The organism is Bradyrhizobium sp. NDS-1 (genome assembly GCF_032918005.1).
Taxonomy (GTDB): domain Bacteria; phylum Pseudomonadota; class Alphaproteobacteria; order Rhizobiales; family Xanthobacteraceae; genus Bradyrhizobium; species Bradyrhizobium tunisiense.
Genome location: NZ_CP136628.1, coordinates 3,056,490 through 3,082,188, shown reverse-complemented (window position 1 = coordinate 3,082,188; position 25,699 = coordinate 3,056,490). Strand labels below are relative to the sequence as shown.

General features: G+C 62.9%; 23 protein-coding genes, 1 tRNA gene, 1 pseudogene and 1 riboswitch. Of the genes and pseudogenes, 12 read left to right on the top strand and 13 right to left on the bottom strand.

What is annotated here, in order from left to right:
- The first annotated feature begins 31 nt into the window (after positions 1-31).
- A complete protein-coding gene (locus RX330_RS14240) occupies positions 32-685 on the top strand; it encodes a TetR/AcrR family transcriptional regulator (RefSeq protein ID WP_317243401.1) in 654 nt (217 codons plus the stop codon).
- A 100-nt stretch (positions 686-785) separates the two neighbouring features.
- On the opposite strand, the gene RX330_RS14235 is transcribed toward RX330_RS14240, so the two are convergent.
- A complete protein-coding gene (locus tag RX330_RS14235) occupies positions 786-2,225 on the bottom strand; it encodes a DUF1254 domain-containing protein (protein WP_317243400.1) in 1,440 nt (479 codons plus the stop codon).
- A gap of 179 nt (positions 2,226-2,404) precedes the next feature.
- Positions 2,405-3,613 (bottom strand): TrmJ/YjtD family RNA methyltransferase, encoded by a 1,209-nt coding sequence (locus RX330_RS14230; protein WP_317243399.1) that lies wholly within the window; start codon positions 3,611-3,613, stop codon positions 2,405-2,407.
- 341 nt (positions 3,614-3,954) lie between these two features.
- On the opposite strand from RX330_RS14230, the gene RX330_RS14225 reads away from it, so the two are divergent.
- Positions 3,955-5,169: an NADP-dependent isocitrate dehydrogenase gene (locus RX330_RS14225; RefSeq protein WP_212081618.1), complete on the top strand. Its 1,215-nt coding sequence runs from the start codon at positions 3,955-3,957 to the stop codon at positions 5,167-5,169.
- 79 nt (positions 5,170-5,248) lie between these two features.
- Here the strand turns inward: RX330_RS14225 and RX330_RS14220 are convergent, their stop codons facing one another.
- Together RX330_RS14220 and alaS are read right to left on the bottom strand one after the other, a co-directional pair.
- On the bottom strand, positions 5,249-6,469 hold the full coding sequence (locus RX330_RS14220) for a cyclic nucleotide-gated ion channel (protein WP_317243398.1): 1,221 nt from the start codon (positions 6,467-6,469) through the stop codon (positions 5,249-5,251).
- Positions 6,470-6,474: 5 nt separating this feature from the next.
- Positions 6,475-9,153 (bottom strand): alanine--tRNA ligase, encoded by a 2,679-nt coding sequence (gene alaS / locus RX330_RS14215; RefSeq protein WP_317243397.1) that lies wholly within the window; start codon positions 9,151-9,153, stop codon positions 6,475-6,477.
- Between the two features lie 222 nt (positions 9,154-9,375).
- Positions 9,376-9,466: riboswitch (glycine riboswitch) on the top strand.
- A gap of 146 nt (positions 9,467-9,612) precedes the next feature.
- Between alaS and gcvT the strand changes: the two genes are divergently transcribed.
- Genes gcvT through gcvP form a run of 3 tightly spaced genes read left to right on the top strand, consistent with a single transcriptional unit; the run spans position 9,613 to position 14,022 of the window.
- Positions 9,613-10,758, top strand: coding sequence for a glycine cleavage system aminomethyltransferase GcvT (gene gcvT, locus RX330_RS14210; protein WP_317243396.1), 1,146 nt, complete (start codon positions 9,613-9,615; stop codon positions 10,756-10,758).
- Positions 10,759-10,768: 10 nt separating this feature from the next.
- Entirely contained in the window at positions 10,769-11,137 is a 369-nt protein-coding gene (gene gcvH / locus RX330_RS14205; RefSeq protein WP_317243395.1) for a glycine cleavage system protein GcvH, read from the top strand.
- A gap of 17 nt (positions 11,138-11,154) precedes the next feature.
- Complete coding sequence (gene gcvP, locus RX330_RS14200; RefSeq protein ID WP_317243394.1) at positions 11,155-14,022, top strand: aminomethyl-transferring glycine dehydrogenase; 2,868 nt, start codon at positions 11,155-11,157, stop codon at positions 14,020-14,022.
- A 124-nt stretch (positions 14,023-14,146) separates the two neighbouring features.
- On the opposite strand, the gene RX330_RS14195 is transcribed toward gcvP, so the two are convergent.
- The 4 genes from RX330_RS14195 to RX330_RS14180 form a co-directional block, all read right to left on the bottom strand.
- Positions 14,147-15,148, bottom strand: coding sequence for a hypothetical protein (locus tag RX330_RS14195; RefSeq protein WP_317243393.1), 1,002 nt, complete (start codon positions 15,146-15,148; stop codon positions 14,147-14,149).
- Between the two features lie 102 nt (positions 15,149-15,250).
- Positions 15,251-16,339: a recombinase RecA gene (recA, locus tag RX330_RS14190; protein ID WP_212081633.1), complete on the bottom strand. Its 1,089-nt coding sequence runs from the start codon at positions 16,337-16,339 to the stop codon at positions 15,251-15,253.
- A gap of 1,001 nt (positions 16,340-17,340) precedes the next feature.
- Complete coding sequence (locus RX330_RS14185) at positions 17,341-17,742, bottom strand: PBECR2 nuclease fold domain-containing protein (RefSeq protein WP_317243392.1); 402 nt, start codon at positions 17,740-17,742, stop codon at positions 17,341-17,343.
- A 34-nt stretch (positions 17,743-17,776) separates the two neighbouring features.
- On the bottom strand, positions 17,777-18,301 hold the full coding sequence (locus tag RX330_RS14180; RefSeq protein WP_317243391.1) for a winged helix-turn-helix domain-containing protein: 525 nt from the start codon (positions 18,299-18,301) through the stop codon (positions 17,777-17,779).
- Between the two features lie 403 nt (positions 18,302-18,704).
- On the opposite strand from RX330_RS14180, the gene RX330_RS14175 reads away from it, so the two are divergent.
- Both RX330_RS14175 and RX330_RS14170 read left to right on the top strand, forming a co-directional pair.
- Positions 18,705-18,777: transfer RNA gene (locus RX330_RS14175), tRNA-OTHER, on the top strand.
- A gap of 160 nt (positions 18,778-18,937) precedes the next feature.
- The gene (locus tag RX330_RS14170; protein WP_317243390.1) at positions 18,938-19,840 is read left to right on the top strand and encodes a transposase; all 903 of its coding nucleotides are present in this window, start codon (positions 18,938-18,940) and stop codon (positions 19,838-19,840) included.
- A gap of 8 nt (positions 19,841-19,848) precedes the next feature.
- On the opposite strand, the gene RX330_RS14165 is transcribed toward RX330_RS14170, so the two are convergent.
- A complete protein-coding gene (locus RX330_RS14165) occupies positions 19,849-20,556 on the bottom strand; it encodes an OB-fold protein (RefSeq protein ID WP_317243389.1) in 708 nt (235 codons plus the stop codon).
- A gap of 869 nt (positions 20,557-21,425) precedes the next feature.
- Between RX330_RS14165 and RX330_RS14160 the strand changes: the two genes are divergently transcribed.
- Together RX330_RS14160 and RX330_RS14155 are read left to right on the top strand one after the other, a co-directional pair.
- Positions 21,426-21,626, top strand: a complete 201-nt coding sequence (locus RX330_RS14160; RefSeq protein ID WP_212081635.1) for a hypothetical protein — start codon at positions 21,426-21,428, stop codon at positions 21,624-21,626.
- Positions 21,627-21,778: 152 nt separating this feature from the next.
- On the top strand, positions 21,779-21,946 hold the full coding sequence (locus RX330_RS14155) for a hypothetical protein (protein WP_212081637.1): 168 nt from the start codon (positions 21,779-21,781) through the stop codon (positions 21,944-21,946).
- Between the two features lie 606 nt (positions 21,947-22,552).
- Here RX330_RS14155 and RX330_RS14150 read toward each other — a convergent pair.
- Positions 22,553-22,810, bottom strand: coding sequence for a DUF2798 domain-containing protein (locus tag RX330_RS14150; protein ID WP_212081639.1), 258 nt, complete (start codon positions 22,808-22,810; stop codon positions 22,553-22,555).
- 251 nt (positions 22,811-23,061) lie between these two features.
- Here RX330_RS14150 and RX330_RS14145 point away from each other — a divergent pair.
- Both RX330_RS14145 and RX330_RS14140 read left to right on the top strand, forming a co-directional pair.
- A pseudogene (locus tag RX330_RS14145) lies at positions 23,062-23,288 on the top strand (hypothetical protein).
- Positions 23,289-23,382: 94 nt separating this feature from the next.
- Positions 23,383-23,616 (top strand): DUF6894 family protein, encoded by a 234-nt coding sequence (locus RX330_RS14140; RefSeq protein WP_212081643.1) that lies wholly within the window; start codon positions 23,383-23,385, stop codon positions 23,614-23,616.
- Positions 23,617-23,640: 24 nt separating this feature from the next.
- Here the strand turns inward: RX330_RS14140 and RX330_RS14135 are convergent, their stop codons facing one another.
- Complete coding sequence (locus RX330_RS14135; RefSeq protein WP_212081650.1) at positions 23,641-23,895, bottom strand: hypothetical protein; 255 nt, start codon at positions 23,893-23,895, stop codon at positions 23,641-23,643.
- A 107-nt stretch (positions 23,896-24,002) separates the two neighbouring features.
- Positions 24,003-24,296 (bottom strand): hypothetical protein, encoded by a 294-nt coding sequence (locus RX330_RS14130; protein ID WP_212081652.1) that lies wholly within the window; start codon positions 24,294-24,296, stop codon positions 24,003-24,005.
- Positions 24,297-24,649: 353 nt separating this feature from the next.
- Here RX330_RS14130 and RX330_RS14125 point away from each other — a divergent pair, with 353 nt between their 5' ends.
- Complete coding sequence (locus tag RX330_RS14125) at positions 24,650-25,114, top strand: PaaI family thioesterase (RefSeq protein ID WP_212081654.1); 465 nt, start codon at positions 24,650-24,652, stop codon at positions 25,112-25,114.
- A gap of 111 nt (positions 25,115-25,225) precedes the next feature.
- On the opposite strand, the gene RX330_RS14120 is transcribed toward RX330_RS14125, so the two are convergent.
- Complete coding sequence (locus RX330_RS14120) at positions 25,226-25,519, bottom strand: HdeA family protein (RefSeq protein ID WP_026201704.1); 294 nt, start codon at positions 25,517-25,519, stop codon at positions 25,226-25,228.
- Between the last annotated feature and the right edge of the window lie 180 nt (positions 25,520-25,699).

Sequence of the window (25,699 nt, the reverse complement as noted above, 5' to 3'; positions counted from 1 at the left end):
ATGCCGCGCAGCTGCGAGTAAGTTGCAGCCTATGGCAAAGACGTCATCGAAGAAGAAATCCAGTTCGCCGCACGCCGGTGCCGGCGACGACGAATCCGCGCGCGGGCGCCTGCTCAATGCCGCCACGCACCTCTTCTGCAAGAACGGCATTAACGCCACTGGCATCGATGCCATCATCGAGGAGGCCGGCACCGCCAAGACCACGCTCTATAAACTGTTCGGCTCCAAGACCAATCTCGTCAACGCCGTGCTCGAGAGCGAAGGCAAGCAATGGCGCGACTGGTTCATCGGCGCCATGGAAGAAGGCGGCGGCGACGCGCAGGCGAAACTGACGCGCATCTTCCCGGCGCTGAAGAGCTGGTTCGCGGAAGAGCGCTTCTACGGCTGCCCCTTCATCAATGCGGTGGGCGAGCACGACAAGGACGCAAAACAGTTCCGCAGCATCGCGCTGAAGCACAAGAAGATCGTGCTCGGCCACATCGAGAAGCTCGCCAGTGAATTGGGATCGGCCGAGCCCGCAGTGCTCGCGCACCAGCTCGGCCTCATCATCGATGGCGCGATCGTCGCCGCCATGATCTCGCGCGATCCGGCCGTCGCCGATACGGCGGCACTCACGGCAGGCCCGCTGCTCGGGCAGTCCAAGGCGAAGAAGAAGCGGGCGGCGGAGCAGCTGGAGACGGTGTGATCGCGCTTGTCTTGTAGCCCGCATGCAGCGAAGCGGAATGCGGTGACAACGTCCCGGATTACGCTCCGCTCCATCCGGGCTACGAAGATTTTGTAGGGCCCTAGGTGCTCGTCACCTGCCGGACCGGCGGCGGCTTCCAGGTCCCGTTGATGATCGAAGGCGACTTCTCGTTGGGCCAGTACATCCGCAACATCAGCACGAACTTGCCCGCGGGCGCAGGAAGCCAGTTGCTCTCCTTGTCGGAGCCGGGATTGTCCTTCTGGATGTAGAGGTCGACCGAACCGTCCGGATTGACTTTGAGGTTCTGGCGGGCGCTGATCGACTGGCGGTTGATCGGATTGGCAACGAAGAAATAGTGCTCGTCATACATCGTCAGCGACCAGAAGCCGCCGACCGGAGGAAGCTGCCCCTTCGGAAAGCGCATGACGTACTTGTTGCTGCCGACATACTCTTTCCCGTCGGCGTCCTTCTGCGATGTCGGATAGCACGCATCCTGAATTCGGTTGGCGCCAAGGCCGATGGCCGTGACCAGGGCGCGGTTGAAGTAATTGGTGCCGTAGACGCCGGCTTCAGCGTCGAAGGCCCAACCGTTGACATTCCTGATCGCCTTGTTGACCTTGAACTGGAGCATGATGCGGTCGAATGCCACCTGCGGGACCCGCTTGGCGAAGGCAGCATCGAATTTGCTCGCGTCGAAATCCTTGCCGGGGACAAGACCGATCTTCGCGAATTTGGCGACCTCAGCCGTATCCGCGGCGGCCGGCGGATTGCGCTTCATCAATAGCGCCAGAAGAGTGAAATAGGCGGCGGCGTCCATGCGGTTGACCTGATCGCGAACGGCCGTCTTCATGTCGATCGACGCATCGGCCTTGCCTGCCGGCGGCGTATAGGACTTGCCGTACGCGCTGAGAGGGAAGAGCTTGAACTCGTCCTGTGCCGCATGCACGGCCGCGTAGTCTTCCGGCGTGCCGGTGCAATAAATTCGGCCCAGAATCCACACCATGCTCGTGGGCGATTTGTATTCCTTGACACCGGCGGGAAGCGTTCCCTTCCAGCCAGGGCCGGTGATCGCGTAGGTCTGCGCCTTGGTGCCGGTGGTGCGCTTGCCCGGGACCTGGAAGACGTTGGTCCAGCCGTCCAGCATCGGAAACAGGAAATAACGGTCCTTCATATCAGGCATGCTCAGGACCCAGGGCTCGTCTCCGACGTCGATCCAGGCGGTCGTGTAAAGGGTATCTGCGTTGGGTGCGGTGACGTCCTTGAAGCTGGCATCAGGGTATTTGCGCAGCTTGACGAATTGCCCCATCGGCGCGCGCGTGCCCTGCGGCGTCGCGACGTTGGTCATCACGCGGCGGGTCATTTCCATCGTGACAAGCGGATAGCCATAGATATAGGCGTCCTGGGCGAGCCAGAAATCTTCGCCTCCCTCCAGTGCCCTGACGACAGGACCGTCAAACTCGGCACGTGCCGCGCGGGACATCACAAGCGACGATGCGGCGGCGCTGAACACGGCCAGCGCTTGGCGACGGTCAATTGACATATCGAACCCTCCCTGCTGCCCCAAAGCGTAGCGAGGGGGGTTCCATGTTCCTTGACATGTATCAATGGGACGGATGGCCTTTGGACCGCGCTCAAGTGCCGTTCGCCAGGACAACTCAACACGTCTGCATCAACTGGCGGTACAAACAGTGGGTTGCGACGGCGCGCGAACTCCTTGCCCTACGGAATGTCTGTGTTTTCCGCCATCATCCTCTGCAGCCGCACCAGCTCCGCCTCAAGATCCCGCTCCACATCTGCAGCGCGAATGTCGAGCACCCGATAATCCCGCGCTTCCAGCCACGTCCGCCGCCCCGCGCGGTCGGCTGCGATCGCCTCGCCCTCGCCCGGGTTGACCAGCTCGATCGCGATCCGATGCGGGAACGAGACGAAATCCGGAATGTGCCGCCCCACCGGGGTTTGGCGCTTGAACTGGCCTGCAAAGCGGCGGTCGCGAGTCAGGGCCTGCCAGAGCAGGCGCTCGGCATCAGTCGGGTTGCGGCGAAGCAGGCGGGCGAGGCCGCGCACGGTCGAGCCACTGTCGGGCACACCGCCGCCCTGGCCGTGCTCGGCCAGCAGCGCGCGCAGGCGCGTGGCCTGCTCGCCGTCGAGCACGCCGCCCTTGGCCGGGCCCTTGCGCCCCTCGGCGATCGCCATGACGACTCCATGGAGGGTGTGCATGTCCTGCTTGGTCGGCTCCATCCGGCTGAAGATGTTGCGCAGGTTCACCAGCATGGTGTCGCGCTTCTCGGCAGGTCGCAGAAACTCCACCTTGTCGAGTTCGCGGATGAGATTGTCGAAGAAGGCCTGCATCTGGTGCTGCGAGGCACGCTCGGAGCGCTCCGGCATGGCGTGCGGCAGCTCGCCTGACGTGGCCCGCTTGAACCATTCATAGCCGACCAGCAGCACCGCCTGGGCGAGGTTGAGCGAGGCGAAGCCTGGATTGACCGGGAACGTGATGATGCGGTTGGAGAGCCCGACCTCCTCGTTGGTCAGCCCCCAGCGCTCGCGGCCGAACAGGATGCCGCACCTGCCGCCGGTCGCGACGTGCCCGGCGATCTCGCTCGCCGCGGCCTCCGGCCCGACCACGGGCTTGGCCTGGTCGTGGGGGCGCGCCGTGGTGGCGAACAGCAGGTCGAGGTCGGCGACGGCCTGCTGAACCGTGTCGAACAGTTCGACCCTTTCCAGGATATGGTCGGCGCCGGCCGCGGCGCGCTGGGCCGCGATGTTGGGCCAGCCATCCCGGGGGTTAACGATGCGCAAGGCGCCTAGCGCAAAATTGCCCATGGCGCGCGCGGCCATGCCGATGTTCTCACCGAGCTGCGGCTCGACCAGGATGACGATGGGACCGTCGAGGGACAAACCCGCCTTGCTCTTGTCAGTCCCCGACATCTGATTTCGCTTTCACTCTACGTCTCAAGGCCTTGGCAAGGCCGCCTTGGGAATTGATTCAAGCCGCCGCTTGCCGACGGCCTCGTCCCGTTCGCCTGTCGTTTGCCTGTCCTGACAAAATTCTCAAGGGAAATAACGGGGTTAGATTCGGTTTTTGAAATCGCAGGGAACGTGCCCCCGGCGGCCGGGCGAGAGCCGCCGCCCGCCCCCCAATCCCGGCAAGCTGGATGAGCTAAAAGTGCATAATCCCTTGGCTTTCGCCCGCCGCCCGGCGGTGCTAAGAGGCGGCGGATATTCCCGTGGCGCGCCGAAAGCGCCGTTCCCAAGAGGCTTCCCCGATCATGGCAAAAATCAAGGTATCCAATCCCGTCGTCGAGCTCGATGGCGACGAGATGACCCGGATCATCTGGCAGTACATCAAGGACAAGCTGATCAATCCGTACCTCGATGTCGAGCTGCTCTACTTCGACCTGGGCATGGAATACCGCGACCACACCAACGATCAGGTCACCATCGACGCCGCCGAAGCCATCAAGAAGGTCGGCGTCGGCGTCAAGTGCGCCACCATCACCCCTGATGAAGCCCGGGTGAAGGAATTCAACCTCAAGCAGATGTGGAAGTCGCCGAACGGCACCATCCGCAACATCCTCGGCGGCGTGATCTTCCGCGAGCCGATCATCTGCAAGAACGTGCCGCGTCTGGTTCCCGGCTGGACCAAGCCGATCATCATCGGCCGCCACGCCTATGGCGACCAGTACCGCGCCACCGACTTCAAGTTCCCCGGCAAGGGCACCCTCACGATGAAGTTCGTCGGCGAGGACGGCACCGTGATCGAGAAGGAAGTGTTCAAGGCTCCGGGCGCCGGCGTCGCCATGGAGATGTACAATCTCGACGACTCCATCATCGACTTCGCCCGCGCCTCGCTGAACTACGGCCTGCTGCGCAACTACCCGGTCTATCTCTCGACCAAGAACACGATCCTGAAGGTCTATGACGGCCGCTTCAAGGACATCTTCCAGGACATCTACGACCGCGAGTTCAAGAAGGAATTCGAGGCCAAGGGCCTGACCTACGAGCACCGCCTGATCGACGACATGGTGGCCTCGGCGCTGAAATGGTCCGGCGGCTATGTCTGGGCCTGCAAGAACTACGACGGCGACGTGCAGTCCGACACGGTCGCGCAGGGCTACGGCTCGCTCGGCCTGATGACCTCGGTCCTGCTCACTCCCGACGGCAAAACCGTGGAAGCCGAAGCCGCCCACGGCACGGTGACCCGCCACTACCGCGAGCACCAGAAGGGCAAGGAGACCTCGACCAACTCGATCGCCTCGATCTTCGCCTGGACCCGTGGCCTCGCCCACCGCGCCAAGCTCGACAACAATGCCGAGCTCGCCAAGTTCGCCAACACGCTGGAGAAGGTCTGCGTCGACACCGTCGAGGCCGGCTACATGACCAAGGATCTCGCGCTGCTGGTCGGTGCCGACCAGCGCTGGCTCTCGACCACCGGCTTCCTCGACAAGGTCGCCGAGAACCTGACCAAGGAGCTGGCGGCTTAAGCCGTCCGCAATTCCGCCCGACTGGGCCGGACATCACGGGCCGCGCGACAGCGCGGCCCGTTTGCTTTTTCGGACCGCTTCAGCGGCCTCCCTCGTCCCCCTGCGCCAGTTCCGCCAGCGCGAGATCGCCGGTGTCGGCAAGCCTTGCCTTGGCGGTGGTGTGAACGTGGTCGGCGAGCGTCGGCATGCGTTCGATCAGGGCGTGAAAGTCCTGGGCGTCGAGCACCAGGAGCCGGGTCTTTCGTATCGCCGTCACCGTGCCGCTGCGCTTTGTCTTGTGCAGCAGCGCGATCTCGCCGAAGAAAGTGCCGTCGGTGAGCCGCACATGCTGGCTCGGCAGCGCGATCTCGACCTCGCCGGCGGTGATGAAATACATCGACGAGGCCACATCGCCCCGCCGCACCAGAATCTCGCCCTGCTCGATGGTGCGCGCGCGGAGCAGCCGCATGATGTCGGCGATCTCCGCCGCCGACAGATGCGAGAACAGCGGCACCCGCGCCAGCATGCCCCAGGTGACGACGAAATCACGCCGCTTCACCTCTTCGGCGAACGCGGTCGAGATGATCGCGACCGGCAGCGCGATCATGGCGAAGCCGCTGATGATGGCGAATGTGGAGATCAGCTTGCCGAGCGGCGTCACCGGCACGACGTCGCCATAGCCGACGGTGCCGAGCGTCACGATCGCCCACCACATCGCCTGCGGGATGGTGCCGAGCTTGTCCGGCTGCACGTCGCGCTCGATGGCGTAGAGCAGCGAGGCGAAGGTCAGGACCGCGCCGATCAGGATGACGATGCAGCCGATCAGCGCCCGCCGCTCGGCATGCACGGCGGCAAGCAGCGAGCGCATCGCCGGGGAGTACCGTATCAGCTTGAAGAACGGCAGCACGCCGAGGGCCGCCAGCGTCGCATGCCCCCCGGTGGCGAGCACGATCACGGCCGGCAGAAACGCCATGAGATCGATGATGCCGAGCGCCGAGAAGGCGTAGCCGAGCCGGTCGGACAGCGCGGACGCCTTGCGCTGGGTGTGGCCCGCCACGGTCCACAGCCGCGCGGCATATTCCAGCGCGAACACGATCACGGACAGGATGGTGATGGCCGCGAACAGCGTGCCGAACTGAGCGTCCAGCTCCGGCACCGAGGCGAGGATCATCGCGACCACATTGAGCACGATGACGCCGATGATGATCTGGATGAAGCGCGATCCGACTGAATAGGCCAGCGGATCGTGCTCCAGCAATTCATAGAGGCGATCCCTCATATTGGGATCGGGAAGCCCATGTCCGCGCGGACTGGGGCGCATGATCCTTAAGCGCCGGCCATGGCTTTTTCGATCGCAGCTAACGCCTCGGTCGCCTTGGCCCCGTCGGGGCCGCCGGCCTGCGCCATGTCGGGCCGGCCGCCGCCGCCCTTGCCCCCGAGCGCTTCGGAGGCGATGCGCACCAGGTTCACGGCGTTGAAGCGCGCGGCGAGATCGGCGGTGACGCCGACCACCACACCGGCCTTGCCGTCCTCGGTGACGCCGACGATGGCGACCACGCCGGATCCGATCTGCTTCTTGGCCTCGTCGGCCAGGCTCTTGAGATCTTTCATCTCGATGCCCTCGACCGCACGCGCCATCAGCTTGACGTCGCCGACCTCGCGCACGCCCGCGGCTGCGCCGTTGCTCGCGGATGCACCTCCGCCCATCGCCAGCTTCTTGCGGGCGTCGGAGAGCTCGCGCTCGAGCTTCTTGCGCTCCTCCATCAGCGCGGTGATGCGCGCCGGCACGTCGTCGAGCGAGGTGCGCAGCTCGTTTGCCGCGGTCTTCGCCAGCGCCATGGTCTCGTTGGCGTGTTTTCGCGCGTAGTTGCCGGTGAGCGCCTCGATGCGGCGCACGCCGGAGGCAACCGCGCTCTCGCCGGTCAGCGTGATCAGGCCGATGTCGCCGGTGCGCCGCACATGGGTGCCGCCGCAGAGCTCGACCGACCAGCCGAGCGCGTTGGCGCCACGCTCGCGCGCGGTCCGGCCCATCGAGACGACGCGGACCTCGTCGCCGTATTTTTCACCGAACAAAGCGCGCGCGCCGGCCTCGCGGGCCTCGTCGACGCCCATCACGCGGGTGGTGACCTCGTCATTTTCCAGCACCACGTCGTTGGCGATGTCCTCGATGCGCGCAAGCTCTTCCGCCGTGATCGGCTTCGGGTGCACGAAGTCGAAGCGCAAACGATCGGGCGCGACCATCGAGCCGCGCTGGGCGATGTGATCGCCGAGCACCTGGCGCAGCGCCTCGTGGATGAGATGCGTCGCCGAGTGATGCGCGCGGATCGAGGAGCGCCTGGAATGATCGACCTCGAGCTGCAGCGCGGTGCCGAGCTTCAGCTCGCCGCTCTCGACGGTGCCGACATGCACGAAGAAATCGCCGAGCTTCTTCTGGGTGTCGGCGACGCGGAACTTGATGCCGCCCTCGCCCGTGAGGACGCCGGTATCGCCGACCTGGCCGCCGGACTCCGCGTAGAACGGCGTCTGGTTCAGCACGATCGCGCCCGTGTCACCGGTCTTGAGGCTCGTCACCTCGGCGCCGTCTTTCACCAGCGCGGACACCACGCCCTCGGCGCTCTCGGTCTCGTAGCCCAGGAATTCAGTGGCACCGAGCTTCTCGCGCAGCGGAAACCAGATCGCCTCGGAAGCCGCCTCGCCAGAACCCTTCCAGGACTCGCGCGCCTTGGCCTTCTGGCGCTCCATCGCGTCGGTGAACGCGGCCTGGTCGACGCCGATGCCGCGCGACTTCAGCGCGTCCTGCGTCAGGTCCAGCGGGAAGCCGTAGGTGTCGTAGAGCGTGAAGGCGACGTCGCCGTCGAACATGTCGCCCTTCTTCAGGGACGCGCTCCTCTCGTCGAGGATGGCAAGGCCGCGCACCAGCGTTTTGCGGAAGCGGGTCTCTTCCAGCCGCAGCGTTTCCTCGATCAGATTCTCCGCGCGCATCAAATCGGGATAGGCCTGGCCCATCTCGCGCACCAGCGCCCAGACCAGCCGATGCATCAGCGGCTCTTTCGCACCTAGCAGCTGCGCATGGCGCATCGCGCGGCGCATGATCCGCCGCAGCACGTAACCGCGGCCCTCGTTCGAGGGCAGCACACCGTCCGCGACCAGGAAGGCCGAGGAACGCAGATGGTCCGCGATGACGCGGAACGAGGCCACGGTCTGCTCGTTCGGCCCGCTGCCGAGCGCGGACGACGTCGCATCGACCAAATGGCGGAACAGATCGGTTTCGAACACACTCTCGACGCCCTGCAGAATGCAGGCCATGCGCTCCAGGCCCATGCCGGTGTCGATCGAGGGACGCGGCAGGGGCACGCGCTCCTCCTTCGTCACCTGCTCGTACTGCATGAACACCAGGTTCCAGAATTCGAGGAAGCGGTCGCCGTCCTCTTCCGGCGAGCCCGGAGGCCCGCCCCAGATGTGCTCGCCGCGGTCGATGAAGATCTCCGAGCACGGGCCGCACGGGCCGGTGTCGCCCATCGCCCAGAAATTGTCCGAGGTCGGGATGCGGATGATGCGGTCGTCGGAGAAGCCCGCGATCTTCTTCCACAGGCCTGCCGCCTCGTCGTCGGTGTGGTAGACGGTGACCAGCAGCTTGTCCTTCTTGAGCCCGAACTCCCTGGTGATCAGCGTCCAGGCGAGCTCGATCGCCCGCTCCTTGAAATAGTCGCCGAACGAGAAGTTGCCGAGCATCTCGAAGAAGGTGAGATGGCGCGCGGTGTAGCCAACATTGTCGAGGTCGTTGTGCTTGCCGCCGGCCCGCACGCATTTCTGCGAGGTGGTGGCGCGCTGATAGGGCCGCTTCTCGACGCCGGTGAAGACGTTCTTGAACTGCACCATGCCGGCATTGGTGAACATCAATGTCGGGTCGTTGCGCGGCACCAATGGCGAGGACGACACGATCTCGTGGCCGTTCTCGGCAAAGAAGTTCAGAAAGGTCGACCTGATCTCGTTGACGCCGCTCATGTTCATCCAATCGGGTGTGCTTGGACCCGCTTCTCGCCATCAAAACCGTAACGTTAAGGCTGATATCTGCGGGCCAAAGCGCTTTTAGACAAGGCCAGCTTCGCTGTCCAGAAACTGTGCAAGGAGATCATAGGGTTGCCACATCAGCGCAATCCGGTTGAAAGGCACGGAAGTCGCGTTGACAGGCTTGGCCGCCCTGTGGTCTGTACCCATCTGTATCGTACGGCCACGTCGGGAGAGACCGGCTTTAGGCAGCCGGCGCCGAAGGAGCAACCGCCCCGGAAACTCTCAGGCAAAAGGACCGCGTGGCTTTGACAGCATCTGGAAAGAGGCGCCGACGGGTCTAGACCCGGACTGCGTCCGCCGACGGGATAATACTCTCAGGCACAGCGACAGATGGGGCTTCGACTGGTGTCCGTCGGGGAATCGTCCCCGGGGAACCGCCGAGGGCCCTCCAAGATGCTAGCGCACGACCAAGACTCCCTGAAACGTACGCCCCTTCACGGGCTTCATGTCTCCCTGGGCGGCAAGATGGTGCCGTTCGCGGGCTATGACATGCCCGTGCAATACCCCGCGGGCGTGCTCAAGGAGCACCTCCATACCCGGGCCTCCGCCGGCCTGTTCGACGTCTCCCATATGGGCCAGCTCGCGCTCCGGCCGAAGTCCGGCAAGGTTGAGGACGCCGCCCGCGCCCTGGAACGGCTGGTGCCGCAGGATATCGTGGCGATCGCGCCGGGGCGGCAGCGCTACGCCCAGTTCACAAATGAAGATGGCGGCATTCTCGACGATCTCATGGTCGCCAATTTCGGCGACCACCTGTTCCTGGTCGTCAACGCCGCCTGCAAGGCCGAAGACGAGGCGCATCTGCGCGCGAATCTCTCGAACGATTGCGTCATCGATTCTCTTGGCGACCGCGCGCTGATCGCGCTGCAGGGCCCGAAGGCGGAGACGGCGCTGGCGAAATTATGTGCAGAGGCGCCGTCCATGACATTCATGGATGCCGGTCCGCGCATGGTTGCCGATATTGCCTGCTTCGTCTCGCGCTCCGGCTACACTGGCGAGGACGGTTTCGAGATTTCCGTCCCCGCTGCGGATGCCGAGCGCCTCGCCAGGATGCTGCTGGAAAATCCGGACGTGCTGCCGATCGGCCTCGGCGCGCGCGACAGCCTGCGGCTGGAAGCCGGGCTCTGCCTCTACGGCCACGACATCGACACCACCACGACGCCGGTCGAAGCGGCGCTGGAATGGTCGGTGCAAAAGAGTCGCCGCACCGGCGGCGCGCGCGCCGGCGGCTTTCCGGGTGCGGACAAGATCCTGGCCCATTTCGATCGTGGTGCATCCCGCCGCCGCATCGGCCTGCTCGCCCTCGGCCGCGCCCCGGTGCGCGAGGGCGCGCTGCTGTTTGCCGACGAGACGGCAGGCGAGCCGATCGGACAAGTCACGTCGGGCGGTTTCGGCCCGAGCCTGAATGCGCCGGTCGCGATGGGCTACGTGCCCACGAACCTGAGCGCGCTCGGCACCAAACTGTTCGCCGAGGTGCGCGGCCAGCGACTGCCGCTCGCAGTCGCCGCCATGCCCTTCGTGAAAAACACCTACAAACGCTGAGGACGAGACAATGACCACGACGCTGTACACCTCCGACCATGAATGGCTCGCCATCGACGGCGATGTCGCCACTATCGGCATCACCGACTATGCCCAGCAGCAGCTCGGCGACGTCGTGTTCGTCGAGTTGCCCAAGGTCGGCCGCGCGCTGAAGAAGGCGGAAGCCGCCGCCGTCGTGGAATCGGTGAAGGCCGCCTCCGACGTCTACGCGCCCGTGGCCGGCGAGGTGCTCGAGGCCAATGCCGAGCTCGCCGCCGAGCCGGCGCTGGTGAACTCGGACGCGCAGGGCAAGGCCTGGTTCTTCAAGATCAGGATTGCCGACAAGAGCGAGCTCGGCGGTCTCATGGATGAAGCCGCCTACAAGGCACATACGGCTTAAGGACGATGGAGCAAGCGATGACCGCGCACCGCAAGACCAACGGCGACACCGCCGCAAGTTTCGTTCGCCGCCATATCGGCCCCTCGGCGCGCGACGTCACCGCAATGCTCGAAACCGTCAGCGCAAAGAGCGTCGATGCCTTGATGGCGGAGACGCTGCCGGCCTCGATCCGGCAGGCCGCCCCCCTCGACCTTGGCAAGCCGCTCAGCGAGACCGAGGCGATCGCGCATATGACCGAGCTCGCAAGCCAGAACCAGGTCTTCACCTCGCTGATCGGCCAGGGCTATTCAGGCACCATCCTGCCCGCGGTGATCCAGCGCAACATCCTCGAAAATCCGGCCTGGTACACCGCCTACACGCCCTACCAGCCCGAGATCAGCCAGGGCCGGCTGGAAGCGCTGCTCAACTTCCAGACCATGATCTGCGATCTCACCGGGCTCGACGTCGCCAACGCCTCGCTGCTCGATGAGGCCACCGCTGCCGCCGAAGCCATGGCGCTGGCCGAGCGGCACTCGCAGGTGAAGGCAAAGGCTTTCTTCGTCGACAAGGACGTGCACCCGCAGACGCTCGCCGTGATGCGCACCCGCGCCGAGCCGCTGGGCTGGAGTTTGGTCGTCGGCGATCCCCTCACCGATCTCGACAAGGCCGATGTACTCGGCGCGTTGCTGCAATATCCGGGTTCGTCAGGCGCAGTGCGCGACCTCAGGCCCGCAATCGCCGCACTGAAGGCCAAGGGCGCGCTCGCGATCGTCGCCGCCGACCTGCTGGCGCTGACGCTGCTCGCCTCGCCCGGCGAGCTGGGTGCCGACATCGCGATCGGTTCCGCGCAGCGTTTTGGCGTGCCGATGGGCTATGGCGGACCGCACGCGGCCTATATGGCGGTGCGCGATGCGCTAAAGCGCTCGCTGCCCGGCCGCATCGTCGGCCTCTCCGTGGACTCCCGTGGAATGCCGGCCTATCGCCTCGCGCTGCAGACCCGCGAGCAGCATATCCGCCGCGAGAAGGCGACCTCCAACATCTGCACCGCGCAGGTGCTGCTCGCCGTGATCGCCTCGATGTATGCGGTCTATCACGGCCCCGAGGGCCTGACGCAGATCGCGCGCAACGTGCATCGCCGCGCGGCCGTGCTCGCGGCCGGCTTACGCAAGCTCGGCTTTGCGCCTGATAGCGACACCTTCTTCGACACGCTCAGCGTCGATGCCGGCGCCAAGCGCGCCGAGATCGTCGCGCGCGCGGCTGCCGAGAAGATCAATCTCGGCGTCGGCGCCCCCGCCTTGCGCATCGCGCTCGACGAGACCACCACGCCTGCGACGGTCGAAGCGGTCTGGCGCGCCTTCGGCGGCAAGCTCGCCTATGCCGAGATCGATGCCGAGACGCGCGAAGCGCTGCCGGACGAGTTGAAGCGCACCACCGCTTTCCTCACCCATCCCGTGTTCCACGCGCATCGCTCGGAGACCGAGATGCTGCGCTACATGCGCAAGCTGAGTGACCGCGATCTCGCGCTCGACCGCGCGATGATCCCGCTGGGCTCCTGCACCATGAAGCTGAACGCGACCACCGAGATGATGCCGCTGACCTGGCCGGAGTTCGGGAGCTTGCATCCGTTCGTTCCGCGCGAGCAGGCCAAGGGCTATCACGCGCTGTTCGCCCGGCTGGAAAAATGGCTGTGCGACATCACCGGCTATGACGCGATCTCGCTGCAGCCGAACTCCGGCGCGCAGGGCGAATATGCCGGGCTGCTCGCGATCCGCGGCTATCATGCCTCGCGCGGCGAAAGCCATCGCAAGATCTGCCTGATCCCCTCCTCCGCCCACGGTACCAATCCGGCCTCGGCCGCGATGGTCGGCATGGACGTGGTGGTGGTCGCCTGCGAGAAGAACGGCGACGTCGACGTCAATGATCTCCGCGCCAAGGCCGAGAAGCATTCGAACGACCTCGCCGCGGTCATGATCACCTATCCCTCGACCCATGGCGTGTTCGAGGAGCACATTCGCGAGATCTGCGACATCGTGCACGGCCATGGCGGCCAGGTGTATCTCGACGGCGCCAACCTCAACGCGCAGGTCGGCCTCTCCAGGCCCGGCGATTACGGCGCCGATGTCAGCCATCTCAATCTGCACAAGACCTTCTGCATCCCGCATGGCGGCGGCGGCCCCGGCATGGGCCCGATCGGCGTCAAGGCACACCTCGCGCCGTTCCTGCCCGGTCATCCGGCGACGCAAGGCGACGCGCCTGTCGGCCCGGTCTCGGCCGCACCGTTCGGCTCGGCCTCCATCCTGACCATCTCCTACATCTACATCCTGATGATGGGCGGCGAAGGCCTGAAGCGCGCCACCGAGATCGCAATCCTCAACGCCAACTACATCGCGGCAAGGCTCGATCCGCACTTCCCGGTGCTCTACAAGAACGCCAGGGGCCGCGTCGCGCATGAATGCATCGTCGACCCGCGTGCGTTGAAGACGACAAGCGGCGTCACCGTGGACGACATCGCAAAGCGCCTGATCGATTACGGCTTCCACGCGCCGACCATGAGCTTCCCGGTGCCGGGCACGCTGATGATCGAGCCGACCGAATCGGAATCGAAGGCCGAGCTGGATCGTTTTTGCGACGCCATGATCGCGATCCGGAAAGAGATCGCCGAGGTCGAAGCCGGCCGCTTCAAGATCGAAGCCTCGCCGTTGCGCCACGCCCCGCACACCGTGCACGACATCGCGGGCGACGATTGGAATCGCCCCTACACCCGCGCCGAGGGCTGCTTCCCCGCGGGCAGCTCGCGCACCGATAAATACTGGAGCCCGGTGGGCCGCGTCGACAACGTCTATGGCGACCGTAACCTCGTGTGCTCCTGCCCGCCGGTGAGCGATTACGCGCAAGCCGCGGAGTAGGACACGACGGAGGTTTCGTAGGGTGGGCAAAGCGCAAGCGTGCCCGCCACCTCCATATGCGGTGAAAGATCGTGGGCACGGCGCTTGCGCGCCTTTGCCCACCCTACGATCCTACGGTCCCGACCTAAGGCGCAACCAACACTCGCCTTTGCCCATCCCAACGCCAGAGCCGTTCGTTGGTGAGGAGCGTGCCGCCCCACCAGCGTCTGATCGGATTATGACGGCGGAAATCCTCCCGGCCCTCCAGAACCGCTTTGCCGAATTCGGTCAGCGACAGGCGGCTCCGGCGATAGGCGGCGTTGCGACTGCGCGCGTTGTCCGGATCGAGTGTCGCCAGCTTGGCGTCCAGACCCGCGATCGCTGGCGCAGGGCCGAATGCAAGTCCTTCGAGCAGCGCGCCCAACTCCCATCGATCGAACATCCCCGTCCCCAGAGCACCCGGCCGAAATAGTTCATCGGTACGATTGTGCCCTGTTGCGATGAGTTCGATAAGCCGCGTCTCGGTCGCCCCCAGTCCCGTCGTTGAAGGCAACTCTGCGAGCAGGTCTTCCATGGCAGGCTTCAGAAAACGCAAACTGCCGAGCTGTCTGCCGAGCAGCCCGGCGCAAAGCTCTGGCGTCGGCGCACGGTAAGCCTCCCAGGCCATGCTGGCGATCGCAAAATCGCTTTCTGCCAGATCGAACTCCTGCACGTCGCGCAGACGAAGCGCGGCTGGGTCGGCTCCGCGCAGGTCGAAATCGACATGTCGCAACCGCAGCTTCTCAGTGGCGGATGGTGGTTTGGAACGCAGGTAATCGAGGATCCAGACCAGCTGCAATTGACTGTTTGGTTCGGAGTCGAACCACAGTTCGATGACATCGACCCCGTAATTCTCGCAGACCCAGAGCAACGCGCCAGCTCGATCCTGTCGCCTGAGAAGGAGCGAATAGCGGACGGGAACGCAATCCGACCAGTGCATCTCATCGTACCATGTCCTGGACTCGCGCCAGGCGAGATAACCGTTGAGATGGCCAGCTGACGGAAGTGGCCCCGAAACGAAGCGATAGATGAAGGGAATGACCAAGTCAGCACGATCCGCGAGCGCGAGGCTGACGCCGGACGAACTCGTCAGGATCACGCGCTTCATGGTCGGCAGGCCCCTCTCATGCAAAACGAAACGGGCGCTGACGACGTCGGCAACTCAACGTCTTCAGCGCCCGCTCCTCGCGAAAAACCTTCGCGTTAAGACTTACTCGTCCGCCGGCTCCTCGCCGTCGGCGTCGCGCTCCGGCGTGCCGGCCAGGATCTGCTCGGCGATCAGGCCGGAGTTCTGGCGGATCGAGGTCTCGATCTTGGCGGTGATGTCGGGGTTGGCCTTCAGGAACGCTTTCGAGTTCTCGCGGCCCTGGCCGAGGCGCTGGCTGTCATAGGAGAACCAGGCGCCTGACTTCTCGACGATGCCGGCCTTGACGCCGAGATCGAGGATCTCGCCCATCTTGGACACGCCCTCGCCGTACATGATGTCGAACTCGACCTGCTTGAAGGGCGGCGCCAGCTTGTTCTTCACCACCTTGACACGGGTGGTGTTGCCGACCACCTCGTCGCGCTCCTTGATCGCGCCGATGCGGCGGATGTCGAGGCGGACGGAGGCGTAGAATTTCAGCGCGTTGCCGCCGGTGGTGGTCTCGGGCGAGCCGTACATCACACCGATCTTCATGCGGATCTGGTTGATGAAGATCACCATGGTGTTGGACTTGTTGATCGAGGCCGTCAGCTTGCGCAGCGCCTGGCTCATCAACCGCGCTTGCAGGCCCGGCAGCGCATCGCCCATCTCGCCCTCGAGCTCGGCTTTCGGCACCAGGGCCGCGACCGAATCCACCACCAGAACGTCGACCGCACCCGAGCGCACCAGCGTGTCGCAGATTTCCAGCGCCTGCTCACCGGTGTCAGGCTGCGAGATCAGGAGCTCGTCGATGTTGACGCCCAGCTTTCTGGCATAGACCGGGTCGAGCGCGTGCTCGGCGTCGATGAAGGCGCAGATGCCGCCCTTCTTCTGCGCTTCCGCCACCGTGTGCAGCGCCAAGGTCGTCTTGCCTGAGGATTCCGGCCCGTAGATTTCCACGACACGCCCCTTGGGCAGGCCGCCGATGCCGAGCGCGATATCGAGCCCGAGGGACCCGGACGAGACCGCCTCGACATCCATCGAGCGATCGTTCTTGCCGAGCTTCATCACCGAGCCCTTGCCGAACTGGCGCTCGATCTGAGAGAGCGCGGCGGCCAGAGCTTTACTCTTGTCCATGGAAGATCCTTCGACGATACGCAGGGCAGTGGCGGACATTGGGTCGTGCTCCTTATGGCGAGGATTCGCGTGAGGGACAAACGGTTGCGAGGCGGCTCGTCGACAAAAGCAATGTACCCTATTTGTTCTAGGTTCGCAATATGTTCTTTTGGGCTTTCGTGGCGGTGGCCTGTTTCCGAGCGCAGTGGCCTAGTTTGATTTTGGGAGTGGCCTGATTTGAAAACGGAACTCAAATCGTTGAGGTGAATCAATCCTTACCGGATCAACGCTGATGGAATGCAACGATGAGCAACGAGGGTCCGCCACAGAAGAAGCCCGCGGACGATCAGCGGACCGACGAAGCTCGGCAGGTCGTGCAAGAGCATATCGACGATCAAAAGGCGCTTATCAGGAAGCTCCGCAAGGAGCATTGACCCCCCCCTCAGCATGGTGTCCTGTTTTGACCAGACAAGCCGCGCCGAAGTAGATCTAATCGCGGCATGAATTTTACCGCGGACGAATGCAGACAGAAGGCCGCCGAACAGCTAGCGCAGGCTGAGCGTAATATTGGCCGCCGAAAGACGGCGCTCCAAAACTCGGCTGAGGCGTGGTTGCTGCTTGCTAGCAGGCTAGAGCCTCCTCCGAAAAAGTAAGGCCGCCTCAGTTGGCGGCCCCCTGTGTGTCTCACCCAGTCCGTTACCTCGGAGGGTAACTTTGCAGGGACCTGCAAATAGGTCCGTTTCGGGGTGGAATTCCGAGATTTCATCCTTATATCGAACCTGAAGCCGGACTTTTGGCACAAATTCCCCGGCAAAAGTAACCAAAGTGTCACTGTTTTGGGCTACTTCAGCCTTGCGGAAACAAAACCGCTATGCGAGGGTTGTCCAACGGGAAGCGAGTTTTGAGGTGAGAACGGCCTCCTCACGCGCCTGATGATCGAACGTTCGTCAGGCAAAGTAGTCGAGCAATCGGCGAAGAGATCTGGGTGTGGGCATCCCAGCAAATCTAATTTCCCGAAAGTATACTAAAAGGGCTCCGATCTGCATCGGAGCCCTTTTCAGTTAGACTACCACGACCTTCAAGAAACCCTTCAATCGCCTGGCGTTAGCCTTCTTCTCAGACACCATATAAAAACTTGATATCTGATAGCAGCCGTTTTCGTCGGGAACCAATTCGACCGCGACTAAAACCAGCGCTCCAAGAGCTGCTACATACCCCCAAATCTCGATACCGCTATTGTTGTGATCGTCTCCGATATAGCGGGGGTTCGCGATCACACTTGCAAGGTGCGGCAAACACTTAGGATAGTCTTGGGGGTGGCGTTTATTCGCGTGGCGCTGAGCGCCCCGGGTCAATATGACATCTCCTGCATCAATCTCCGTCCCCAACGTCTTATTGACCGCTGCCACCGGCAGCGGCCCGATAATCAAATCAGGGTTTTTGGAGGGACTGTGCTTTGCCATAACCGATGGGCCGCCTCATTGGGCGGCCTCTTTCTTATTCCAGCGCGGCATCAAGCCCGATCTTCCCGGGCTCTTGTTGAGGCTTCTTATCGTCCTTCTTTTCGTCGTCCTTCACCTTGAAGCTTCGGTTTGGGTACCATTCTTTCAGGCCCCAAGTCCCGCGCCCCACTCTCACCACGTCACCAACCTCAGTCATACGACGGGTCAGCACCGATCCAATGGTGTTCGCGGGCTCTTTAGAGTTCATGTGAAGGCCGCCAGCCTTGAACATGGCGGCGAAATCGGGATTCTTTAGTGGGGTTCGCTTGTGTGCAAGTAGGGCTTTCGCCGCGTCAACGATAGACATGCCCAGGAGAGCCCCGGGGTGATCCAGAGAGCCATTATTCGGCTTTGAAGCCCCTCCCGACGGAGCAGCGCCACCGGCATTAGAACTGCCGCCCATGGCGCCGCCGCGCAGCCCTTCAATGGCGGCAATAGCTTGCGCAATCTGATCGCGCTTCGCGTAGAGATCAGCCAAGACCGTCTCGTAAGGGTCGATTCCCTTAGATTCGTCAGACATTTGTTGCTCCCAACGCACCTATGTGCTATAGGATTAAGAGTGCCGTTGCGAAGCGGCACAAAGCAAAGACGCCCTTGTAGGCGGGTCATAAGGGGTCACGGACCCCCACTCGCTTGTTGGACCGTCATCTTCTTCGCAACCTCCTCTGCTCTTGACCGGGTGAGGACATAGGGCGCGCTAGGACCGTGAATCCTGCGCGCCCTTTTTATTGCACGATACCAAACCTCAATCAAGCGTTACTATTCTATCCACAGGCCACCTGTGTGGAAATCTTCCCACCAAAAATAGAGATACCATTCTAGTCGTAAATCCACTCACAAAACCAAACATTGCTTGACTTGCTGGGATTGGAAACATACAAACAAAAAAGCCGCATCGGTTGGACGATGCGGCTTCGAAAAGGTGCCCTGTAGTCTAATGGTAGGACGCTCGCTGTTACACGCGGAGAGGTCCGGGTTCTAATCCCGGCAGGGCAGCCGAGAATTAGCGGGACCGACGGCGCTGGAACGCTGCCGATCCCTAGCCATCGAACCCGAGATTGCGCCCCGGGCCGGACGACCAAATCAGAATATACGCCCTGGAAGGCGTATTTTCTAGAGTCCGCCGGGGCCAATCCAAAACGAGGATTGCGCCCTCATGAACGTCCTGTCCCGAGATAAGCAAGTTGAAGTCATTGCCGCCCTTTGCGAGGGCGTCGGCATCCGTACCGCCTCGCGTCTTACCGGCGTCAACCGTGGCACCGTCGCCAGCCTGGCCCTCCGTGTCGGCATGGGCTGCATGGAGCTGCACGACCGCATCATGGTCGGCGTCCGCACCGAACGCCTTGAACTTGACGAGCTTTGGAGCTTCGTCGGCAAGAAGCAAAAGAACGTCCAGCGTCACGAGATCAACGCCAAGGGTGATCAGTACGTTTTCATCGGCATGGCCGGGACGCAGAAGGCAATCATTAGCTGGGGCGTCGGCAAGCGGAATGCCGAAAGCACGATGGACTTCCTACACGACCTGCGCCAGCGCGTGATCGGCCAGCCGGAGATCAGCACGGACGGCTTCCACCCCTACCGGGTAGCAATCCGCGACGCCTTCGGCCCGGACGCTTCCCATGGCGTGATCGTAAAGACCTACAGCGTAACCCATCTGGTAAAGGAAGCGCAGGGCCGCTACTCGCCCGCCGCCGTAGTAGCTGTAAGCCGTGACGTAGTATCGGGCGATCCCGAGCAGTACGTTTCAACCAGCTACGTTGAACGCCAGAACCTTTCGCTGCGCATGGCGTCGCGTCGGTTCACCCGCCTCACGAACGGCTTTAGCAAGAAGCTGGACAACCACGTTGCCGCCGTCGCGCTGTACGTTGCGCATTACAATCTGTGCCGCGTCCATGAAGCCCTGCGCACGACCCCAGCGAAGGCACTGGGGCTGGCCGACAGGGCTTGGACCATTGCGCAGCTTGTGGATGCTGCGCTCGCTGTGGCGCCCGCGCTGCCCACGGAGACCCCGCCAGATCGGCGCCGGAAGTTCGTGGTAATTCAAGGTGGCCGCGCATAAGCGCGGTCTTAGCTAACCAGCTCGCATTGTCTAATTTTGACGCTGATAGTGTCTATCGCGTGAAGCTCTCCTCGAACCGTGATTTTGGCGCCTTGCGTAATATGAGAGATGTGGTCTCTGAATTCCGTCAGGAACGTCGCCGAGACCATCTTACGGTTGACGAAAAGAATGACGATGATGTAGTGGCCCATAATTTCGGAAATGTCGGCAACCTCGCCGGTGACGGATATCCATTTTCCTAAATAATTGGCCGCCAACGCGTCGCCTTGGAGCGACGTCTTATCTTTGTACAGGTTGAGCAGAAATTCGGGACTAGCGTCAATAAATATCCTCTGGGCGGCCACCGCCACAGCAGGTTTAACCCCGACTGGATTGGCTTGTTCGATGCCCTCTGATTTCTCAAGCTGAGGAATCATTTGTTGATCTGTTTTTCGCTTAGGCAACATGATTGATGCCGCCGCGGTCAGAACCAAAATCGCGAACCACGACACGGGATTTGTCGCGATTTGATGAATCGCGCCAGTAATTGCTGGAGGTGAGGCCTCTTTGACGGCGTTCCAAGCCATCCCAAGAGCCATGCATATAGCTGCAATCCCGAATAGTCCGGAAATTAAGGCTGGGTGCTTCCAACCGGCTGCACTCATTCCAGCGCACCCAAAGCTAACGCCCGTACCAATAAAAAACAGCACGATTGAAAGATCGTCTCCGGCAAGCAATGCCCACGCCTCCCCAGAACAACTACACGTTTATAGCCGCCTGTGGTTGAGTCGCCGAATCTTTCGAACGCAGCAATGGGGGCGGCGGGCAAGTTGACTGGCCTATTTTGCATTTGCGAGTGGCCTATTTCGGCCAGTACCGGCTTTCGTTTTGTGCCCGACCCTTGGGTGGATCAAGGAATTTGGACCCAACGGAACACGTTGCGGGCGGGAATATGGATCGTCAGTGTGAGCAATTTTGCTCAGACCACATGATGAGGATGTGCAATTCCTAACCCACCGGGGTTTTGCAAACCCACCCGGGGCTGGGAAGCCGCTGCCCGCGACACAGATTAGGCGGGTGGCGTTTTTCCGTGAAGCAAGGCCGCCTCGGTTGGCGGCTTCTTTCATTTTGAATTGCCTTCGCGATCCCGCTGATTTGTGTCCGCAACGTCGTCATCACGGGCCGTGACGATGAAAACGACCACGTGTAGGTCGCCTCATTGTCCCTCCTCATTGCGCCCTAATCCCACTCTGCGGGTGTCGGAATCGAAAGGGGCCACCTGTGCGGTAGCCCCTTGCCGGTTGCAATGAATGTTCGTGCTGAAATGCCAGCCCCGGCGAGACCGAAAGTAGATTCGGCCCTGCCTTAGAATCAAGTGGAATTGCCACTTTTTCCTTAATGGGAGGAGTGTCCCATTTCCCCTCTGCGGGTGTCCCAATCAGGACAGCACCGGGCCTTTCACTCTCGGAGCGTCCTGTGCGCACAATTGAACAGACGCCGTTCCTTTTATGGATCCTAATCCATCATCACCGCACGGACCCCGGCTGCTCCCGGTGACGAGAAGCCGATGGCGCTCCCGCCGTGCTCGCGCGGACAGGGGCGTGCCATGATCAAGCGACGACGTTTCAAGCAGCAACTGACCCTTCAAGACCGGCTCTCCGCATGGGTGAAACAGGTCAAGGAGGACGCCTCCCGGCTTCCGCCCGGCCCTGAAAGGGACGCCCTGCTCAAGAAGGCGCGCGAAGCCGAGATGGCAAATCATCTGCACGACTGGGTCAAATCCCCCGGACTGCAACCGCCGAAATAGCCGCGCAGCCGCGACGTCCTTTCGGACCGAGGCTGACGCGCATCAAGGGCGAGCTGCCTTGCGCCGTCATAATTCCGCAATCCTCTGGCACCGAACTTTTCGCGGTCTCCGGCCTTCTCCAGGGTGAGACCGCAACTCTGGGGACTTCAGTCATGACCGAAGACAAGCACCGCGAAACGATCAGGCGCAATCCGCTGCTGGAGGCGGCGCATGAGGAGCTGATCAAGTTCGAGCGCAAGGAAAACGAGTTTCGCAAGAGGGATCGCGAAGAGCGCGCCAGCGAGCTTCATCTTCCCCTCGACGACATCAAGATCCACTAGAGCCCCGGCCGCAGAAGCGATCGCTCACTTCCGGCAAGGCGAGAATCGCCCCGTCGCAAGACGCGTCAGGCTCGCGGGGCGAACGCAACGGTATCCAAACACTACCGCTAAGCTACTGAAGGATCAGCGAAACTCCCATGCCCCCGACTGTGCATGGGGTTGTTTTCCCAATTTTCGAGAATGGCCGCAGGCCCCGCCCGATCGTCGCGGGGCCCGGCCGCCGTCCGCGTGCCCTACAGCAGCGCCAGCAGCACGAGGCCGATCACCAGCACCACGAAGCCAGCCGCTGTCGCGGCGGCAAATGACCGCTCTACGTTATCCATGATGCCACCCCGTTGCCGGCGTGCCACGTTTCCCCCATGGCTGCGCCGAACGGTTTGAAATCTTGCCGACCTGTGTGTCTGCAGTTGTGCGAACGGATGTCGAAATTGGGACGGGCGCGGGGCCAGTCTGCGGCCTCGGAATCGGGCCCGGGGAAATTTGGCGCACCGTCAGGCTGCCGTAAGCGGAGCCCGCTAGGATGATGCGGCTCTGGTGTTGCAAGCCCAGCACCTCGGCCTCCAATAACTCTCTGCCCCGCCCGGCACGCCCCAGGCGGGGCTTTTTTCATGCTTGGCTGCCGGCGCGCGGTTCGCTGTCCTCCCGCGTCAGACGCAGAGCGAAGGCGCGGATCGCGGGCGCCGCCATGAGCACGATCGGCAACATCGCGGCCCAGGCGATCAGCCACGACACCATCCAGTGCCCGATGAAGATCATCGCGCTGCCCGCTGGAAAGCTGGCGATCCCCGCCGCGATCAGCGAGGTCAGTCCGGACTGGATGATTCCGAAGACGAAGTGACTGTAGCGGCGGGGAATGCCGAGCATGACGGGCCCATGTTGCTTGCCGCCATCAGGCCAAGCAAGGCACATGCCGCAGCTCGTAGGGCACGGGACCCGGCGGGAACCGCCGGGCGGGGTCTCGATGTGCACGACGCAACCGGGACGCAGCTCAGGAACTCTGTTCATGGTCGGAGAACCACGGGGATCCGACAGTTCCCCTGACGGAATTTGCTTGTCCGGGAATATTATGACGACCAGCATGTTTCCAATCGTGGACGTGAATCGTGGAGGTCACCATGAATCACAGGGGCATCGAGTTCACCGTCGCCAAGACGGCGATTCCCGGAATCTGGCAGTGGCAGTTCCGCATCGGCGAGCAGATCAAGACCGGCAGGACCGAGACGAAAATCGACCTGCTCGCGATCCGGCGCGTGCAGCTGCGCATCGATCGGGAGCTGAAGCGATCGGCCGAAACGCCGCCTCAACCGGCCGGATGAAATCGCTGCGGCGGCCTGATCCGTAGCCGCCCGGAATTGATCTGACGCGGGTTTGGGATTGGACTACGCGCGCCCATGGCCTTGGGGACGAGGCCATCACGCGCGCTATCGGTGCCCGCCATGCCACTCTATTTCTTTCGAATCCGGAATGGCCGTTATTCCGGCTGCGCCGACCAGGCGACGGAATTTGCCGATCGCGATTCGGCCTGGAAAGAAATGACCAATGTCTGCGCCGACATGACCGCCGGCCTTGCCCGCAAGCTCCAGGAAAATTCCGAATGGCACATGGAGCTGCTGGACGAGGCCAAGGAACCCGTGTTCCGGATCCGCATCGTTGCCGAAACCCTCGACTAGCACCGCGTTCGGGTCGAGCCGGCTTTAGTCCGCGCTGGGCAGCCGCCGCATGGTGAATTCGATGTCGCCGCCGGGCAGTTCACGCCAGGTCTCGACCGCGCTCATATAGCCGGCCTTGGGATAGCGGGCGAAGAAGGCCTGCGCCTGCTCCCGCGCCGCCGCGCGCGGCAGCGTGAAGGTCTCGCGCAGATAGCCGTCGCCGACTGTTTGGCCGGGCTTGCCGGCCAGCTTGCGCCGGCGCGCCATCCGCTCGGCGAGGTCCCGCGGACGATCGGCCATGTCGTGCCCTCCTCTACGCAATACGCTCGGCCAAATGTAGGGAGCGGATCGGATGAAGAGGAGTCCCAATCGGAGGCGCCATTGCAGCCCCAGATCGGGCCATGCGATCAGTTGGCGGCCGTGCCGGACTTCTTCTTCGGCGCGCTGGTCGCAGCCGAGGCCTTCGGCGCCGCCGGCTGTTTCGGCGGATCGGAGCGCATGCCGCCCCAGGGATCGTTGGACGCCTTGGTATCCGGAATCTTCTTCAGCGTTTCCTTGTAGGCCCTGTCACGCTCGGCTTCCGCCGCCTTCTCCTCGGGGGACTTGCTCGGAGCGTCCTGCATCAGATTGATATTGGGCAACTGCGCATAGGCAGGTCCCGCGACCACGGCCAGCACCGCGGCCAAACGGAAAAGCTTCATCGTCCACTCCTTGATCATCCATGAGGCACGGATCGCCCGCGCCAGGTCATCCTTGCGCGGCCGCCAGGGCCGCCCGGGGTCCGCTAGTGCCGATCCGACCGGCACGATTTGGGCCCATGCAGCCAATCGTCCCAGATCGGACCGCACTTGGTGCACCCGCTCAGCGAGAGGCCGAGCGCGACCATAGAGAAGACCAGGACACACCGGCGCAACATCATCCATCCCCTACCCGAGCGGGGCATCATATCGGCCCAAGTCAGGCATTTTCAAGCCGACGGGACCGGGTGACTTTGCAGCGTCGATGCGCGCACAATGGGCCGAAACATCAGGCAATACAGGAGAGTGCGACAGCAATGCAAATGCAGCCAGACGCCGAATTCGGCCTGTCCGACGCCAAACGCATCCTCGGCGAGGTTTTTGCGCCCTGGGTCCAGGATCTCAACCTCACGGTCGAGCGCATCGAGCATACACAGCCGGCGGATCTGCCGGACTGGCAGCCGGGTGCGGTCCTGCGCATGCCGTTTTCGGAGCGGCTGTGCCGAAACGGCGGCGTGGTCTGCGGCCAGGCCCTGATGGCGCTTGCCGACACCGCGATGGTGATCGCGATCCTCGCTGCCAATCGCGGCTATCGCCCGATGACCACGGTCGACCAGACCACGCATTTCATGCGCGCGGCGTCCTCGATGGACGTGCTGGCGGACGCGCGCGTGGTGCGGCTCGGGCGCACCATGAGCTTTGGCCGCGTCACGCTGCTCTCGGCTGGCGACAACAAGCCTGTGGCCATGGTGTCGAGCGCGTTCGCGATGCTGCCGGGCTGAGCATCGGCATAAAAAAGCGAGCCGCGTGAGCGCAAGGCGCAGCGCGGCTCTCCATCACGATCGTGTCGAAGCAAGAAACAAGAACGCGATTGCGTCCGCAAATTTCAAAGGTTACTTGCCGAGCACTTCGTCGGCCGCGGTGACGATGCTGGCGGTTGGATTCTTTCCGCAATAGGCACCGAATTTCTTGGCGTTCTCGATGAACACGTCGGTGTCGATGATCGCGTTGTCCTCGTCACCCTTGTACCACCCGTCCATCCAGGTCAGCACGACCTGAATGTTGTCTTCGCCGCTTTCGAGGAATTGCTTGCAGCTCATGGTCGACAGGTCCCACTTGACGGCGTGGGCGGGCATCGACGACAGCGAGAACGCGGCGGCGAGCAAGATCGAAAGCGTGGTCTTCATCGGAATCTCCATCGGCGCGTAACGCCATAAAAGAAAGACTTGGTCCTAAAGTCGGCGGGAAGTGACTGGCCGCTCCAACGTCGTAAACAAAGTCTGAAGCGACGTGCAAGTAGCGCCGGTATTGAGTTTAGTTCAACGTAATTTCCATGCACTATTTTCACAATCATCGTAATGGATCGA

Bases quoted from the DNA above. Each gene is read 5' to 3' on its own strand.
- RX330_RS14180 (WP_317243391.1), bottom strand. From the start codon at position 18,301: ATGTCTGACGAATCTAAGGGAATCGACCCTTACGAGACGGTCTTGGCT.
- RX330_RS14160 (WP_212081635.1), top strand. From the start codon at position 21,426: ATGATCAAGCGACGACGTTTCAAGCAGCAACTGACCCTTCAAGACCGG.
- RX330_RS14135 (WP_212081650.1), bottom strand. From the start codon at position 23,895: ATGGCCGATCGTCCGCGGGACCTCGCCGAGCGGATGGCGCGCCGGCGC.
- gcvH (WP_317243395.1), top strand. From the start codon at position 10,769: ATGACCACGACGCTGTACACCTCCGACCATGAATGGCTCGCCATCGAC.
- gcvP (WP_317243394.1), top strand. From the start codon at position 11,155: ATGACCGCGCACCGCAAGACCAACGGCGACACCGCCGCAAGTTTCGTT.
- RX330_RS14235 (WP_317243400.1), bottom strand. From the start codon at position 2,225: ATGTCAATTGACCGTCGCCAAGCGCTGGCCGTGTTCAGCGCCGCCGCA.
- recA (WP_212081633.1), bottom strand. From the start codon at position 16,339: ATGTCCGCCACTGCCCTGCGTATCGTCGAAGGATCTTCCATGGACAAG.
- RX330_RS14225 (WP_212081618.1), top strand. From the start codon at position 3,955: ATGGCAAAAATCAAGGTATCCAATCCCGTCGTCGAGCTCGATGGCGAC.
- RX330_RS14170 (WP_317243390.1), top strand. From the start codon at position 18,938: ATGAACGTCCTGTCCCGAGATAAGCAAGTTGAAGTCATTGCCGCCCTT.
- RX330_RS14220 (WP_317243398.1), bottom strand. From the start codon at position 6,469: ATGCGCCCCAGTCCGCGCGGACATGGGCTTCCCGATCCCAATATGAGG.
- RX330_RS14195 (WP_317243393.1), bottom strand. From the start codon at position 15,148: ATGAAGCGCGTGATCCTGACGAGTTCGTCCGGCGTCAGCCTCGCGCTC.
- RX330_RS14120 (WP_026201704.1), bottom strand. From the start codon at position 25,519: ATGAAGACCACGCTTTCGATCTTGCTCGCCGCCGCGTTCTCGCTGTCG.
- RX330_RS14230 (WP_317243399.1), bottom strand. From the start codon at position 3,613: ATGTCGGGGACTGACAAGAGCAAGGCGGGTTTGTCCCTCGACGGTCCC.
- RX330_RS14240 (WP_317243401.1), top strand. From the start codon at position 32: ATGGCAAAGACGTCATCGAAGAAGAAATCCAGTTCGCCGCACGCCGGT.
- gcvT (WP_317243396.1), top strand. From the start codon at position 9,613: ATGCTAGCGCACGACCAAGACTCCCTGAAACGTACGCCCCTTCACGGG.
- RX330_RS14150 (WP_212081639.1), bottom strand. From the start codon at position 22,810: ATGCTCGGCATTCCCCGCCGCTACAGTCACTTCGTCTTCGGAATCATC.
- RX330_RS14125 (WP_212081654.1), top strand. From the start codon at position 24,650: ATGCAAATGCAGCCAGACGCCGAATTCGGCCTGTCCGACGCCAAACGC.
- RX330_RS14185 (WP_317243392.1), bottom strand. From the start codon at position 17,742: ATGGCAAAGCACAGTCCCTCCAAAAACCCTGATTTGATTATCGGGCCG.
- alaS (WP_317243397.1), bottom strand. From the start codon at position 9,153: ATGAGCGGCGTCAACGAGATCAGGTCGACCTTTCTGAACTTCTTTGCC.
- RX330_RS14155 (WP_212081637.1), top strand. From the start codon at position 21,779: ATGACCGAAGACAAGCACCGCGAAACGATCAGGCGCAATCCGCTGCTG.
- RX330_RS14140 (WP_212081643.1), top strand. From the start codon at position 23,383: ATGCCACTCTATTTCTTTCGAATCCGGAATGGCCGTTATTCCGGCTGC.
- RX330_RS14130 (WP_212081652.1), bottom strand. From the start codon at position 24,296: ATGAAGCTTTTCCGTTTGGCCGCGGTGCTGGCCGTGGTCGCGGGACCT.